11 protein-coding genes are annotated in these 16,064 nt (G+C 48.5%); 8 read left to right on the plus strand and 3 right to left on the minus strand.

Features of this window, described 5'->3' with window-relative positions:
• Positions 1-33: 33 nt before the first annotated feature.
• A complete protein-coding gene (gene speF / locus SPM24T3_RS21390) occupies positions 34-2,193 on the minus strand; it encodes an ornithine decarboxylase SpeF (protein ID WP_009638919.1) in 2,160 nt (719 codons plus the stop codon).
• Between the two features lie 630 nt (positions 2,194-2,823).
• Positions 2,824-3,879 (minus strand): NAD(P)-dependent alcohol dehydrogenase, encoded by a 1,056-nt coding sequence (locus SPM24T3_RS21400; RefSeq protein WP_009638920.1) that lies wholly within the window; start codon positions 3,877-3,879, stop codon positions 2,824-2,826.
• A gap of 365 nt (positions 3,880-4,244) precedes the next feature.
• Between SPM24T3_RS21400 and SPM24T3_RS21405 the strand changes: the two genes are divergently transcribed.
• A complete protein-coding gene (locus SPM24T3_RS21405; RefSeq protein ID WP_009638921.1) occupies positions 4,245-5,345 on the plus strand; it encodes an NADH:flavin oxidoreductase/NADH oxidase in 1,101 nt (366 codons plus the stop codon).
• A gap of 52 nt (positions 5,346-5,397) precedes the next feature.
• On the opposite strand, the gene SPM24T3_RS21410 is transcribed toward SPM24T3_RS21405, so the two are convergent.
• Positions 5,398-5,583 (minus strand): tautomerase family protein, encoded by a 186-nt coding sequence (locus SPM24T3_RS21410; protein WP_009638922.1) that lies wholly within the window; start codon positions 5,581-5,583, stop codon positions 5,398-5,400.
• A 211-nt stretch (positions 5,584-5,794) separates the two neighbouring features.
• Here SPM24T3_RS21410 and SPM24T3_RS21415 point away from each other — a divergent pair, with 211 nt between their 5' ends.
• From SPM24T3_RS21415 to araC, 7 genes are all read left to right on the plus strand, one after another.
• A complete protein-coding gene (locus SPM24T3_RS21415; protein ID WP_009638923.1) occupies positions 5,795-6,817 on the plus strand; it encodes a LacI family DNA-binding transcriptional regulator in 1,023 nt (340 codons plus the stop codon).
• 545 nt (positions 6,818-7,362) lie between these two features.
• A complete protein-coding gene (locus tag SPM24T3_RS21420) occupies positions 7,363-8,088 on the plus strand; it encodes a gluconate 2-dehydrogenase subunit 3 family protein (RefSeq protein ID WP_037379403.1) in 726 nt (241 codons plus the stop codon).
• Positions 8,089-8,141: 53 nt separating this feature from the next.
• Positions 8,142-9,911, plus strand: coding sequence for a GMC family oxidoreductase (locus SPM24T3_RS21425; RefSeq protein WP_009638925.1), 1,770 nt, complete (start codon positions 8,142-8,144; stop codon positions 9,909-9,911).
• A gap of 14 nt (positions 9,912-9,925) precedes the next feature.
• Complete coding sequence (locus tag SPM24T3_RS21430) at positions 9,926-11,179, plus strand: cytochrome c (protein WP_369699995.1); 1,254 nt, start codon at positions 9,926-9,928, stop codon at positions 11,177-11,179.
• Between the two features lie 264 nt (positions 11,180-11,443).
• Positions 11,444-12,676, plus strand: a complete 1,233-nt coding sequence (locus SPM24T3_RS21435; RefSeq protein WP_009638927.1) for an oligosaccharide MFS transporter — start codon at positions 11,444-11,446, stop codon at positions 12,674-12,676.
• A gap of 14 nt (positions 12,677-12,690) precedes the next feature.
• Positions 12,691-14,712 carry a beta-galactosidase gene (locus tag SPM24T3_RS21440; protein WP_009638928.1) on the plus strand — a complete coding sequence of 674 codons (2,022 nt, stop codon included), beginning with the start codon at positions 12,691-12,693 and terminating at the stop codon, positions 14,710-14,712.
• A gap of 39 nt (positions 14,713-14,751) precedes the next feature.
• Entirely contained in the window at positions 14,752-15,627 is an 876-nt protein-coding gene (gene araC / locus SPM24T3_RS21445) for an arabinose operon transcriptional regulator AraC (protein WP_009638929.1), read from the plus strand.
• Positions 15,628-16,064: the final 437 nt, after the last annotated feature.

Consider the following 16,064-nt stretch of genomic DNA (forward strand, 5'->3'; position numbering starts at 1 on the left):
GCTCCGCTTTACTTTTTAATCAGCCGAAATGCTTTATTCCGCGATGACATAACCCATGACGCGTTTCCAGCCCACGGTTTTTTCAACGTAAACACCCTGCAACTCTGGAGAGAAGCCCGGCAATATGTTGATGCCCTCTTCCAGCGCCATAAAGTAGCGCTGAACCGCGCCGCCCCAGAGTTCTCCCGGCACCACGCAAAGCACGCCCGGAGGATAAGGCAATGCCCCTTCCGCCGCGATACGCCCTTCGGCCTGGCTGATTGGCACCAGCTCAACGTTGTCACGAATAAATTCGCTGTGTGCGTCCTGCGCGTTCATCACCACCTGCGGGAAGCCCTTTTCGCGGAACATCTCTTTTTGCAGCTCTTTCACGTCAAAGCTGACATACAGATTGTGCATTTCCTGACACAGCTGACGAATAGTGTAATCGCGATAACGCTCTTCGTTTTTGCGATACACGGTCGGCAACACTTCGCTCAGCAAGGCATCGTCTTCAATGTAGCGCTCGAAACGGGCAATCTCTGCGACCAGATGCTGCATTTTCGCTGGCGTTTCGGCCGGCGTCAGCAGGAAAAGGATCGAGTTGAGGTCGCATTTTTCAGGAACAATGCCGTTTTCGCGCAAATAGTTGGCCAAAATCGTTGCCGGAATACCAAACTCGGTGTACTTACCGCTGCTGGCGTCAATGCCCGGCGTAGTCAGCAACAGCTTGCAAGGATCGACAAAATACTGCTTCTCGGCATAACCGGCGAAGGCGTGCCAACGCTCGCCAGGCACAAAATCAAAGAAGCGCACGTCGCTGGCCATCTGCTCGGTATCGTGATCTTGCCACGGCTTGCCGTCGATAACCGGCGGCACAAACGGCTGGATCATTTTGCACTGGTCAAGCAGCATTTTGCGGGTATCGATACCCAGTTTCACGCACTCCATCCACATGTGCCTGCCGCTGCCGCCTGCATGCATGCGCGCATTGACATCCAGCGCGGCAAACAGCGGATAAAACGGGCTGGTCGAGGCGTGCATCATAAAGGCGTTATTGAGTTTTTTATGGCTGCAATGGCGCTTTTGACCCTTGATATGGTTGTCTTTTTTATGGATCTGCGAGGTCTGCGAGAACCCGGCCTGCTGCTTGTGCACCGATTGGGTCACAATAATCCCCGGATCGTTTTCGTTCAGATCCAGCAGCAGCGGCGAGCACTCTTTCATCATCGGAATGAATTGCTCATAGCCGACCCATGCAGAGTCAAACAGGATGTAATCACAAAGGTGGCCAATCTTCTCAACGACCTGACGGGCGTTATAAACCGTGCCGTCGTAGGTGCCAAGCTGGATAATTGCCAGGCGGAACGGGCGCTTCTCTGCCGCACGCTCTGGGGCAACTTCTTGAATTTGCTTGCGAAGGTAGCGCTCATCGAAACAAGCGGCATCAATACCTCCGATGAAACCAAACGGGTTACGCGCGGTTTCAAGATATACCGGCGTCGCACCGGCCTGAAGCAGAGCGCCGTGGTGGTTCGATTTATGGTTATTGCGGTCAAACAGCACCAGATCGCCGCGAGTTAGCAGCGCGTTGGTCACGACCTTGTTGGCCGCCGAGGTGCCATTCAGTACGAAATAGGTCTTGTCGGCGCTGAATACTTTTGCCGCATGCTTCTGCGCATCTTTGGCCGATCCTTCATGGATAAGTAAGTCACCGAGCTTAACGTCAGCGTTGCACATATCGGCACGAAAGATGTTTTCGCCAAAAAATTCAAAGAATTGGCGACCAGCAGGATGACGACGGAAAAATTCGCCCCCCTGATGTCCCGGACAGGCGAAGGTCGAATTTTCCATTTCGACGTATTTTTTAAGCGTGTCGAAAAACGGTGGGAATAATCCCTGCTCGTATTCGTCTGCAGCGGCTTCAAGCTGAGCGGCGTAGAACGCCTGGTTGGCATCGGCCAGCGCAAAAACGCCCTTCAGTGCCGCAAGATAATTTGGGGAAACCTGTTCCGCACCCTGTACTGCAACAAACGCAGGGATGCTGAATCCCAGAGCTTCGACTTCTGCCAGTCTGCCGTTATTAAGGTCATCCACGGAAATCACTATCGCCGCAACGTCGGTATAGTCGGCGTTTTCGAGGGCAACGACGCCGCGCGGTGTGTCGAGATGGGATGCCACGGAGGCGCTTGCTGCTATTTTTAACTGTTTCATATTACAGGACTCTCAAACGGTTAAGTAAGAGGGTGTGCCAACTGGCACGGCAATGAGCAGGTTTGTTTAAAGACACCGGCCCGGCAAAGTGACGTTAGCTAAGTGGTGGAAGTCCAGATTTAATCAGGCAAGGCTTATGATTAAGCCTAACTGTTACAGAACGATGTACCGTCTTAGCTACGTCTGATAGACATCAGTAAAATCAGAGCAACGCTCTATTTTTAATAATGCCTAACAGCAAGCAAAGGGTAGCCTTACCGCATGAAAGGATTTACAACGGGAGAAAAACAGGAAGTCGTGAGGTCACTGCACCCTGGCGTCATCATCAATGTTCTGTGGCACTTGCTGAAAGTGCAATGTGATAAACCGTTCATGTGCCGCAACCCTCTTGAGCTGTCGCGAAGAAAGAAAATAACGCGTCTGATTCAAATAAATCGGCGCAATAATCGCACCTTTTACCCTTGGGTTCAAGCCACAAACTTTATCAAAAAATGATTGGTTTTAAGGTCAAGATTAGCCGTTGAATCTTCAGTGAAAATCCAACGGCCAAGCCGTGTGGCAGGTAATAAAACTTTGCAGAATTAGCCAGATTTTCTCGCCGACTGATCTTTTAACCGGGCCACAAGTCGTTTACGCCTGCAAAGTATCCATATCGATAACGAACCGATATTTCACGTCGCTTTTAATCATCCGTTCATAGGCGTCGTTAATCTCGGGCATTTTGATCACCTCAATATCCGAGACAATGCCGTGCTCGCCGCAGAAATCGAGCATTTCCTGCGTTTCCTTGATGCCGCCAATTGCCGAACCGGTCACCGAGCGACGCCCCATGATCAGTGGCAAAGTGCTCAGCACTGGCGTGATGTCGCCCAGCAGTCCGACAAACACCAGCGTGCCATCCAAGGTCAGCGTTGGCATATACGGATTGATATCATGCTCATACGGAACCGTATCAATAATCAGGTCAAACTGGCCGCTGACGGCTTTCATCTGCTGATCATCGGTGGAGATCACAATATGCTGCGCGCCTAAACGACGAGCGTCATCCTCTTTGCCCGGCGAACGGGTAAAAAGCGTGACATCCGCACCGAGTGCATGGGCGAGTTTCAATGCCATATGCCCCAGCCCGCCAAGCCCGACAACGGCGACCTTGCTGCCTTTGCCCACTTTAAAGTGACGCAGCGGCGACCAGGTGGTGATACCGGCACATAACAGTGGTGCCGCCCCTTTCAGATCCAGCCCGTCAGGCATTTTGAGAATGAAATCCTCAGACGCCAGAATAGTTTTGGAATAACCGCCGTAGGTTGGCAGGCCGTCATGACGATCAAAACCGTTGTAAGTCTGCACGCAGCCTTCCTGGCAATATTGTTCAATGCCGTGCTGACAGGGTTGGCAAACGCGGCAGGAATCAACCATACAGCCAATGCCGACGTTATCGCCCGCTTTGAATTTGGTGACGTTTTTCCCCACAGACTTCACGCGTCCGACGACTTCGTGACCGGGGATCACCGGATACTGGCTGCCGCCCCAGTCGTTGCGCGCCTGATGCAAATCGGAATGACAGACGCCACAGTATAAAACGTCGACAACCACATCATCGTCTCGCGGACTGCGGCGGGTGAACTCAAACGCAGCCAGAGGAACTTTGGCAGACTGCGCGGCATAACCGAGTACTTTCATCGTCATGTTATTTCTCCTGATTTAGAGGCAACGTTTCAGGCTCGAGGAACCCGAAAGTATTATCACAGCACGTGCTTGTAGGGCTTGACTTTTTGACGCAGAACTTGGGAGATGCCGCGTTGATCGCAGCATAATTAGAGCTTTAAGCAGCAACCTTGTGAATCGCACCTCCACCTAAAATTAATCAAGGCAATGGAAAGGTAGCAGTGATCGGATGCCTGGTACAGGCAACTAGAAAGGTTAAATCTATGAGTAAAACTCATTAATCATGCAGCACCGATTGGCAATCAATTAACACTCCACGTGACGCATCATTGCAGCAATATTCCGATCTTGATGTTATTAATCAAAAAACAAATCTGAGGATCTCAATGGCTGGTTTATTCTCCACCTTCAAACTGAAAGACGTCACCTTGCGCAACCGCATTGTCATCCCACCAATGTGCCAGTATAGCGCGGTTGACGGCCTGCCGAACGACTGGCACAGCGTGCATTACGCCAGTCTGGCGCGTGGTGGTGCTGGTCTGGTCATTGTCGAGGCAACGGCCGTTTCCCCCGAGGGGCGTATCACCCCCGGATGTCTGGGACTGTGGAACGATGAACAGGCTGCACGCCTGGCGAAAATTGCTAAAGAGATCAAGGCTGCCGGTGCCGTACCGGGGATCCAGATTGGTCACGCGGGCCGTAAAGCCAGCGCCAATCTGCCGTGGGAAGGTGACGATCACATTCCTGCCGGTGACAGCCGCGCGTGGGAAACTATTGCCCCTTCAGCGGTCGCCTTTGGTGCCAACCTGCCAAAAGTGCCTCACGAAATGACGCTGGCCGACATTGAGCGCGTCAAGGCCGACTTCGTTGCAGCAACTCGTCGTGCCCGCGATGCCGGTTTTGAGTGGATTGAACTGCACTTTGCCCACGGTTATCTGGCACAGAGTTTCTTCTCGGTACATGCCAATAAACGTCAAGATGCCTATGGTGGCAACGTTGAAGGCCGCAGTCGTTTCCTGTTGGAAACATTGGCCGCTGTGCGCGAAGAATGGCCTGATAATCTGCCGCTGACCGCGCGTTTTGGCGTAATTGAGTATGACGGGCGTGATGAAGAAACCCTGCAAGAGGCGATTGATCTTACCAAAAAATTCCGCGCGGGCGGTCTGGATTTGCTCAGCGTCAGCATTGGCTTCTCGACTCCTGATTCCAATATTCCATGGGCCGCTGGCTTCCTGGCCCCTATCGCCGAGCGCGTCCGCAAAGAAGCACAGATTGCAGTGGCTTCGGCCTGGGGTATCGACTCACCGGTCATTGCCAATGATACAATCGAGAAAGATCAGCTGGACCTGGTGATGGTAGGCCGCGCGCATCTGGCTAATCCTAACTGGCCTTATCAGGCGGCAAAGGCGCTGCAAAAAGAACAGCCTTCATGGGTTCTGCCAGCGCCTTACGCTCACTGGCTTGAGCGTTATAAAACGGCTGAGTAAGCCGCCAGGAAATGAGAAAACCGTCAACTGGCGGGTTTTTTCTATTTAACGCTTAAAGCTCGTCAAACGGCACGCCGCCGCGCGATTTGTTGCTCTTTTTGGTTTCAACAATCGATACCACGACGCGTTCGGCATCAACCTCAAAAGAATCAACCACGGCTTCAGTAATCTTCTTCATCAGCTTTTTTTTCTGCTCATTGGAACGGCCTTCTACGGCATAAACCACGATTTCCGGCATCTTCATCTCCTATGCGCTGACCATTGCGGTCAAATAATAACCCATAAAAAATAATACACTAGCCATTAACCAACACTATTAATTTTAGTAACAATAATTGAACACTTTAACCAAAGGTTATGAAGGGATATTATGGGCAGATTCTAAAATGATTGCGCAAACATTACCCTTTTACGACGCAAGTCGGCTTATGTAACCTGTGGAAAATGCTTTGAATAACGAAAAAAACGCTAACAAAAATCCATCGCGATCCCCAACCCTTGAGGACGTAGCCAAAGCTTCGGGGCTCTCGCCGATGACCGTAAGTCGGGCGTTGAACAACCCTAAAGTCGTTCGCCCAGCAACGATTGCCCGCGTGCTGGAAGCCGTCAATCTCACCGGCTATATCCCCAATATGTTGGCCGGAGGTTTGGCGACCAAACGCACCAAACTGATTGCTGTGGTAGTGCCGCAAATCAATAACAACATGTTTGTTGACACCGTGCAGGCGATTGGCGATGAGCTGGCCTTGCGCGGCTATCACATGCTGCTGTGTATAGTCGGGTATGCCCCTGAATCAGAGACGGAAATTGTCGCAACCTTATTGTCGCGCCGCCCGGACGGCATTGTGCTGACCGGCATCCATCACACTTCCGAACTCAAACGCATTATTTTGAATGCCAATATTCCGGTGGTGGAAATCTGGGATCTCACCCCGACACCGCTGGATATGCTGATTGGATTTTCACATGAAAAAATCGGTCACGCGATTGGTGACTACTTCCTTAAGCAGGGCTTTAGCCGGTTTGGTTTTATTACTGCCAGCGACCGCCGCGCGCAGGTGCGTAATAAAGGTGCAGTTGAGGTCCTGAGCAGAAACTCTGATCACCTGATCCGCGAAATCACCGTGCCAGCCCCGGCGAATATGGCGGTAGGCCGCAGCGCTTTTCGCGAGTTGATTCAACAAGGCCAGCAGTTTGATGCCATTATCTGTACCTCAGATACGTTGGCGCAGGGCGTGATCATGGAAGCCGAAGCTCAGGGGCTAAGCGTGCCTGCGGATCTCAAGGTGATTGGTTTCGCCGACTTAAATTTTGCTGCCCACAATAGACCTGCTATCACCACCGTGAGTGTCGATAAAGAAAAGATAGGCCAGCAGGCCGCCACCATGCTGGCCGATAAAATTGAAGGCTACGAAATATCCGAGAACGTGGTCGATACTGGTTTTACACTCATCGTTCGTGAATCAGCATGAGTCGTTAAGTTTTATCCGCCTGTTCCAAATCAGGAATAGGCGAAGTATTTACCCCCACCTTTAGTAGAATTCCTCCCCTGAATTTAAAATCATCCTGTAGGCTTCCTTATTAATGGTCAATATCATTAGTTAACCAGAATACGCCCTCGGTTATTTACCTTTAATTGAAAACCATTCTTATTTGTTTATTTTGTTAGAAATGTTAGCTAACAAAACCAACATTTAATAACAGTGAATTTCATTGTTTAATTATATTAAAGGAAGATAAATCTAAATTAAAAACTGTACCAAATGGAACATCATGATACCTAAATGCTTTATTTAACACTGAATTTATCAACAAGAAAAATTAAAATAAACTCATATAAAACAATAAAATACAAATAAAAACAGCTTCAATTAAAGCAGATGAATTTAAGCACCCATAATTAGCATGGAATTTAATAATTTATTTTTAATGTAGCAGTGATATTATAAATTTGTACCCAAACAACAATAAAAACTAACCCCTTTCTAACATTTAAACATGTGAGAGTTGTAATGCTATGCTTCTTCAAAAGAAAACTACTCGTCGTAAATTCTTACTAGGGTCAGTAATGGCTTTGCCTGTGAGTGCAGTCATTATGAAAGGATTCACTGCTGCACAAGCAGCAGAAATGGCAGCACCTGAATTAAGCGATTACAAGCCAGTATTTTTTAGCGCCGATGAATGGCAATTTATTATGGCCGCTGCCGATCGTCTGATCCCGGCTGGCGGTAAAGGTAAAGCCCCGGGCGCACTGGAAACTAACGTGCCTGTTTTTATCGATCAGCAAATGCACGGCGAATTTGGTGAAGAGATCTATATGCAGGGACCTTTTAACGTCCACGCCCCTGCCACTATGGGCTACCAATTACCCTATCGCCCGCAGCAAATCTATAAAATTGGCATCCGACTCGCCAATAGCTGGTGCCAGCAAAATCATCAAAAAGCCTTCCACGAATTGTCTGAAAAAGATAAAGACGACGCCCTGACTCAGTTGCAGAAAAACGGTATTAAATTCGCCGACATGGGCGAGGAGTCTCTGCTGGCTTCGCAATTCTTCAGCGAATTGCTCTCCGATACCAAACATGGCTATCTCGCAGACCCGATTTACGGCGGTAATAAAGGCATGAAAGCCTGGATAGCCATCGGATTCCCAGGGGCGCGAGCCAGCTACACGGAATGGGTCAAGCAGCACAATATCCCTTACCCATTGGGTCCTGTCAGTCTGGCTGGTGCACGCGCCTAACAGACCTGACTGTATTCAAACTTTCCGTTTCTTATGATTTGACAGGATTAATGATGGCACAAGTAACTAAAGAAGAAGTCGACGTCGTTGTTGTCGGCCTGGGCTGGGCTGGCTCGTTGATGAGTATCGAGCTGGCGATGGCAGGACTGAAAGTCCGTGCCTTGGAGCGCGGGGGCGATCGCGGCTATGAAGAGTTCGCCTACCCAAAACCAGCAGATGAATACGCTTACGCGGTCAGAAATAAAGTGATGGCGACTCCGGCAGAGGCCGCAGTTACCGTTCGCTATAATATGAGCGAAACCGCGCTGCCAACCCGAAAATGGGGCGCTTTTGCACCAGGTACCGGCGTTGGTGGATCGGGTCTGCACTGGACAGCGGTACTGATCCGCCCCACACCAACCGATTTGAAACTCAAAACTTATGCCGATCAGGCCTACAAGCCGGGGATCTTGCAGGAAGAAATGCGGATCATGGACTTCCCGTTCACCTGGGACGAGATCGAGCCTTATTACACTAAGTTCGAGCACATCTGCGGGCAGTCAGGAAAAACCGGCAACCTGCGCGGGAAAATCATGGAAGGTGGCGATCCGTTTGAAGGCCCACGTTCTGAACCGTTTCCCCTTCCCGCGCTGGAAGATACCCTCAACAGCAGCATGTTTGCTGACGTGGCAAAGAAAATGGGTTATCACCCGTTTCCAAATCCGTCGGCCTGCGTTTCGCGCGCCTGGACCAATCCTTACGGCAACCAGATCGCTCCCTGCAACTATTGCGGCTATTGCAGTAAATATCCTTGCCTGAACTACTCTAAAGCCTCGCCACAAACTGCGGTGATGGACGCACTAAAGCGCATGGAAAACTTCTCTTACGAAGTTCACGCCAACGTACTGAAAGTGGTGCTGCACGACGATAAAAAGACGGCCAAAGGCGTTATCTATATGGACGCACAGGGCAACGAGTGCTTCCAGCCGGCAAAAATTGTGGTGCTGAGCAGCTTCCAATTCTGCAACGTGCGGCTGATGCTGCTGTCCGGGATCGGCAAGCCTTACAACCCGATCACCGAGGAAGGCGTGGTGGGTCGCAACTATGCATTCTTGAGCAACGGCGGTTCGACGCTGTTCTTCAAAGACAAAAACTTCAATCCGTTTGCAACCGCTGGCGCGACCGGGCAAATGATCAACGATATTTCTCCGGGCAACTACGACGGTCCTGGCCTTGGCTTTATCGGCGGTGCCAAGATCCACAGTTCCCAGGCTACCGGCACACCTATCAGCACCGCGTTGCCAAAAGGCACGCCGAGCTGGGGAACCGGCTGGAAAGAAGGGATGGAAGATTGGTACGGCCATTCGATGAAGATAAGTATCACCACGACCTGCCAGTCCTATCGCGATATTTATCTCGACCTGGATCCGAACTACAAAGATGAATACGGCATGCCGCTGCTGCGTATGACTTTCGACTGGAAGCAGAATGAACTCAAACTGCAGCAGTATCTGAAAGGCATCGTCGGCAATATCACCAAAGAGTTAAATCCAGACAGCTACAGCGAAAGCTTCCTGCCGATGGATGCTCACTTTGATCTGACCAAATACGTGTCGACTCACAACGTTGGCGGTGCGGTGATGGGTGATAACCCGAAAACTTCGGCGCTGAATAAGTACCTGCAAAGTTGGGACGTACACAACGTCTTTGTGCCGGGCGGCAATGCTTTCCCGCAAAACTTCCAGGCCAACCCAACCGACACTATCGGAGCGATCACTCTGATGGCCGCACAGGCAATTAAAGATCACTATCTGAAAAATCCCGGCCCACTGGTACAGGTATAAGTGACATGAACATGATGAATTTAAAACGCTTTTTTATTGCTAACGTCGTGTTGATGGGCGCGGGCTTTATGGCACATGCGCAGGCCGACGACGCTCAGTTGATTAAACAGGGTGAATACATTTCTCGCCTCGGAGACTGCGGCGCATGCCATACCGTCGCGGGCAAGCCGGCCTTTTCCGGCGGGCTGGCGATTAAGTCAGATTTAGGCACTATTTATTCGACCAATATCACGCCGGACAAAGACCACGGCATCGGAGGTTACAGCGAGCAGCAGTTCGCCGATGCGGTGCGCAAAGGCGTATTGCCCGACGGCACCCGCCTTTATCCTGCGATGCCTTATCCTGATTATGCCAAAATCAACGATGAGGATATGCATGCGCTCTACACCTACTTTATGCAGGGCGTGAAACCGAGTGCGGAAGAACCCTCAAAAACCGATTTGAGCTTCCCGTTCAACCAACGTTGGGGGATGCGTTTCTGGAACTGGGCATTTACTTCCGAGAAACCATTCAAGCCGATTGAAGGTGCGTCTGCAGAAGTAAATCGCGGAGCCTATCTGGTTGAAGGCCTCGGTCACTGCGGCAGCTGCCACACGCCGCGCGGGCTGGGAATGAACGAAAAAGCCCTCGACAGCAGCGATGCCAAGTTCTTGGCAGGCGGCAGTCTCAACGGTTGGGAAGTGCCCTCTTTGCGCGGTGTTGCTCACTGGAATGAACAAGAAATCGTTGATTATCTTGGTAAAGGCCGCAATGACAAAGCAGCGGTTGGCGGGGAAATGACTTCAGTTGTCGAGAATAGCACCAGTTATATGACTGATGCAGACCTCAAAGCTATCGCCGCTTATGTGAAGTATTTAGGCGGTAATCCACCGGTTCCAGCAGCCAATGTTCAGGCTGCCAGCACGACCGAGGCCAAGCTAACGACAGCCAAAAATCTTAGCGTAGGTGAACGTTTGTATCTCGACAACTGCGGTGCATGCCACTTTGTCACCGGTAAAGGTGCGCCGGGCGTGTTCCCACAGCTGGATCAGGCGACGATCGTCAACGCTCAGGATCCTACCGGCCTAATCCACACAATTCTGGCCGGGGCTCAGCAACCTTCTACCGCGCGGGCACCTTCAACGTTGGCAATGCCAGGCTTTGCGGCTCGGCTATCAGATGATGACGTCGCGCAGCTATCTACCTTTATTCGCCAAGGCTGGAGTAACAAAGCGCCAGCAGTTACAGCGGATCAGGTCAGTAAGGTTAGAAAAACGCTGGAAAAATAAGTCCCTAAGCGGATGGAATGAGACTGGTTATAAACTTCAAGAACAGCTCTTGTAAAGTTCGCTGAATTTCTAGCCAGTTTAATTAGCCCCTCACGGCCACCTTAACGGGGGCCGTTTTTTTATGCAGCCTCCCCAGCGTGAGATGGCTCACAAAGCTTTCATGCGCAGCAGATTTTTCTATGTTAGCAGCGTCTCTTTACCTCTTTATCAGGATTATTAGCGTTAAATTAAGCCAATAACCCATCGGGGGAAAAGAGGTGGATCATGCCAAAACTTAATAATAATTATTTCATGTGTTGCCTGTTCTTTTTATTCTTCTTTATTGGCTGGGGAAGTTGTTATCCCTATTTGTCATTATGGCTAACGGATACTATCGGCATAGATTATGCTGATGTAGGGTTAGTTTATTCTTTTACTGCTATTGTTTCTGTCTGCGTGCAGCCTATTTTTGGTTTTATCGCCGACAAGTTGATATTCAGAAAAAATCTAATGTGGATGCTAGCAATAATAGTCACACTTTTTGCTCCTTACTGGATCTGGATCTTTGCACCACTGCTAAAATATAACGTTATTCTCGGTGCATTTGCCGGTGGGGTATATATTGGCTTTGCCTTTGGTGCAGGCTGTGGTGTGTGCGAAGCTTACATTGATAAAGTCAGCCGCATGACCGGTTTTGAGTTTGGTAAAGCTCGAATGTTTGGCGGTATTGGCGCTGCAATCGCCACATTTCTGGCTGGAATACTCTACGGCATCGATCAGAATTACATTTTCTGGATGGCAAGCCTGGCAGGTGTAGTATTACTGTTTATTGTCTGGAAGACCAACCCAAAGATTTCAATTGCAGATGCCGCGCAAGGCACCAAACGGGCTCCGGTTACTTTACGCGACGTCCGTAATTTACTGAAAATGCGAAAATTCTGGTTCTTCGCACTCTACATGATTGGCGTTGGAGCCGTCTATGAGACCTACGACCAGCAATTCGCTATTTACTATAGCCACTTTTTTTCAACTAAAGCCCGTGGCGCGGAAGTATTCGGTTATCTGTATACGGCGCAAATATTCCTCGACGCCATCGTCATGTTCTTCTCGCCGTGGTTCGTAAACAAAATCGGCCCTAAAAATGCGCTTATTTATTGTGGCTTGATTATGAGTTTACGAATCATTGGCTCTGCTTACGCAGTCGGACCTGTCTCTATCAGCGCGGTTAAAATGCTGCATGGTTTTGAAAGCTCTGTATTTCTGGTTGCCGGATTAAAATATATTGCCAAAAACTTTAATCCCTGGTTATCAGCAACAGTGTATTTAATTGGCTTTCAATTTTCGAAACGATTTAGCGAAATATTTCTGTCCAGCGCTATAGGCCATATGTATAAAAACTTTGGTTTTGCCGACAGCTATCTGGTGCTTGGTTTCATTGCATTCTCATTCACACTAATTTCCTATTTTACTCTGGATAAAACACGCGTTTTCATTCCTCAAAAGACAATCACTGACTAATATCAGGAGGCAGTATGTCGAAGATTTACTATGGTGTTGCTTATTATGACGAATATATGCCAGAGGACAGGCTGGCAGCAGATATTAGCATGATGAAAGAAGCTGGCATTAACATCGTGCGTATTGCCGAATCAACCTGGAGCACCTTGGAACCGCAGGAAGGGGAATACTGTTTTTATCATATTGATCGGGTACTTAATGCCATGCATGAGGCTGGTATTGCAGTCATTATCGGCACGCCAACCTATGCCATTCCTTCATGGCTGGCCCGTAAACACCCAGAAGTGATGGTCACCACGCTTAAAGGCCAGGAAAAATATGGCCGTCGACAAATCATGGATATCGTCAGTCCGGTATTTCTTCGCTATGCGGAAAATATCATCCGCGTACTGCTGAAACATGTTCATTCTCACCCAGCAATTGTCGGCTATCAGCTAGATAATGAAACCAAGCATTACGATAATGTCGGTCCGGTAATGCAGCAAAAATTTATCGCCAATCTGCGACAGCGTTATCCCGATTTGAACCAGCTGAATAAAGACTTCGGGCTTGATTACTGGAGTAATCGTATAGATAACTGGGAGGATTTTCCTCCTTTAGAATCAACGATTAATGCTAGCCTTGGCTGTGCATTTTCAGCCTTTCAGCGTAAAACCGTGACCGAGTATCTGGCATGGCAGAGTCAGATCGTTAGAGAATATTCTCGCCCTGAACAGTTTATTACCCACAATTTCGATTTTGAATGGCGCGGTTTTTCTTACGGCGTTCAGCCTCGCGTCGATCATTTTGAGGCAGCCAAATCATTAACGATTGCCGGGGTGGATATATATCACCCTTCACAGGAACAGCTTACTGGGCGTGAGATTTCATTTGGTGGCGATATCGCCCGAGCATTAAAAAAGGGAGCCGGATATTTAGTACTTGAAACCGAGGCTCAGGGATTTGCCCAATGGACTCCCTTCCCTGGCCAGCTTCGCCTGCAAGCCTTTAGTCATATTGCTTCAGGCGCGAAAATGGTTTCATACTGGCACTGGCACTCAATCCACAATTCTTTTGAAACCTATTGGAAAGGATTACTCAGCCACGACTTCGCACCCAATCCTACGTATCTTGAAGCCAAAACCATTGGGGCAGACCTCGCCAGATTAGCCGATCATTTTGATGGCATGAAAATGAATAACGACGTGGCCATTCTGGTTAGCAATCAGGCGATGGATGCCGTGAACTGGTTCAAGCCCGGTGATGCACAAACTAATGTTTACAACGATGTATTTCGCCGATTTTACGATGCGCTCTATGACAGCAATATCTCGGTAGATATCATCAATGATGTCGATTCAGCCTGTTCACGTTATCGGGTAATTGTTATTCCTGCCCTTTACGCCGCCGATGATGCACTTTTAAAACGTATTAATCATTATGTGGAATCTGGCGGCAATGTGCTTATCGGTTTCAAAAGCGGTTTCAGCGATCAGAATGTTAAAGTCAGAACAGGAAAACAGCCCGGTATACTGAATGAAAGTTGCCGAGTGAGCTACAGCCAATTTGTTCTACCTCAGAATGTAGGTTTTAAAAGCTGTGCAGCCGATTTTGAGATAGATGCTGAAGAACGGGCTGAATTATGGATGGAGCTATTAACCGCCGATGATTCTGATCAAGTAAAGGTACTTGCAACCTATCAGCATCCTAATTGGGGGAAATATGCCGCAATAACGGAATCACGATACGGAAAAGGTTCAGCAATTTATATAGGCTGCCTGAGCAGTAAAACCGTGATTTCACAGCTGATAATGCGCTTTGGCAAACAGACCACGCTATCATCTTGCCACTCGGCTCACAGTTTTCCAATCATTGTTAAAAAGGCCGTAGCCAAGGATGGTCAAACCCTGACATTCTATTTTAACTATTCTGAAGATACGCAGCAGATCCAGACGCCCGAGAATGCAGTTTGCCTAATAGGTGACCATGTTGCGAATGCCACCAACTGTCAGCAAATTGAACCTTGGGGATTACGTATTTACCTGTCAGATATTTAGTACCCAACAATTCTCTTATCGGCAACCGAGCAGGACACAATGGAATTAAACCCGCAGGATATGGTGAGCTATTCACCTCTAATGAAAAGCTTTACTTTCAATGCCTATCTGGTTGCCGGTTATACCCCCATTTCGCGAGCCAGCCAGCTCGATTTTTATATTAATCGCCCTGGAGGAATGAAAGGTTATATCCTGCATTTGACGCTAAGAGGAGAAGGAAGGATCAAAGCAGGCAATCGTTACATCACCAGCCGTATAAACGACCTATTCCTTTTCCCACCTGATGTAGCCCACTACTACGGACGTGCAGAAACGAGTGAACACTGGGATCACTTATGGATCTATTTTCATCCACGTCCCTATTGGCTAGATTGGCTACGCTGGGACAGGTTAGAAGATCATATTGGTATAACCCATCTTCATGCCCCTGCATTGTCCGAGATTATTCAGAGCTGTTTTTGGGAAGTTATCCAGCAGAATGCCAGCAATGAATTACTGAGTGAAGCACTGGCAATGAACGCACTCGAGCGGCTAATTATATCGTGCTTTAAATTACAACCTTTATCCAACCACCAAAGTCTCGATCCACGAATTAGTACCCTATGCCATTATATCACCGAGCATATAGTCGAGGATCTGACCATTGAACATCTGGCAAAACAGGTTTTTCTCTCTCCCTCACGATTGGCTCATTTGTTTAAAGATCAAATGCAGGAAACTATCTTTGCATGGCGTGAGAAACAGCGTGTTAACCGCGCCAGAAACCTGCTCCAGTCCACGCATCTGACCATCGGCCAAGTTTCTCAGGCGGTAGGTTATGAGGATGCACTTTATTTTTCACGCATTTTCAGGCATCACGTCGGAGTCAGTCCGCGTCAATATAAAAAACGTTATGAACATATGATCTCTATTTAGTAGCATTAATACTTTGGTATTTTTTTATAGGCTTTTTATATGGAAACGTTTTTCTTGGCATTAAAAATCATAAGAAATTATCATAATAATATCACGCAAACAGTTTATCGATTAGGTTAATTAGAATGATCTAATATTAAAAATAATGAAACGTTAATTTTAATAAGTTATTTTCGCAGCCTTAATATTAACTTGCTGGTACACTGCTCGCGGGTGCTCTGGATCTTTTTGTCCCGAGCATGATGTCCTGTTTTATACGTTTAGTATTTGCTGTAACCGGTATGCGGAAGACAAAAAGAGAAAAGCCCCGAATTGAAATTAATCAAAACGAGGCCTACTCGATGCGTCAGAAACATCAGGTTAGCCTCTTACCCGCCGAAAGGCAAGGAGTCGGAGTCTATGATGCTGCAAATCCCCAAACTACTTAATCGGATGAT

Origin of the sequence: Serratia sp. M24T3 (assembly GCF_000257645.1) — a bacterium.
In the GTDB taxonomy this organism is placed as follows: domain Bacteria; phylum Pseudomonadota; class Gammaproteobacteria; order Enterobacterales; family Enterobacteriaceae; genus Rouxiella.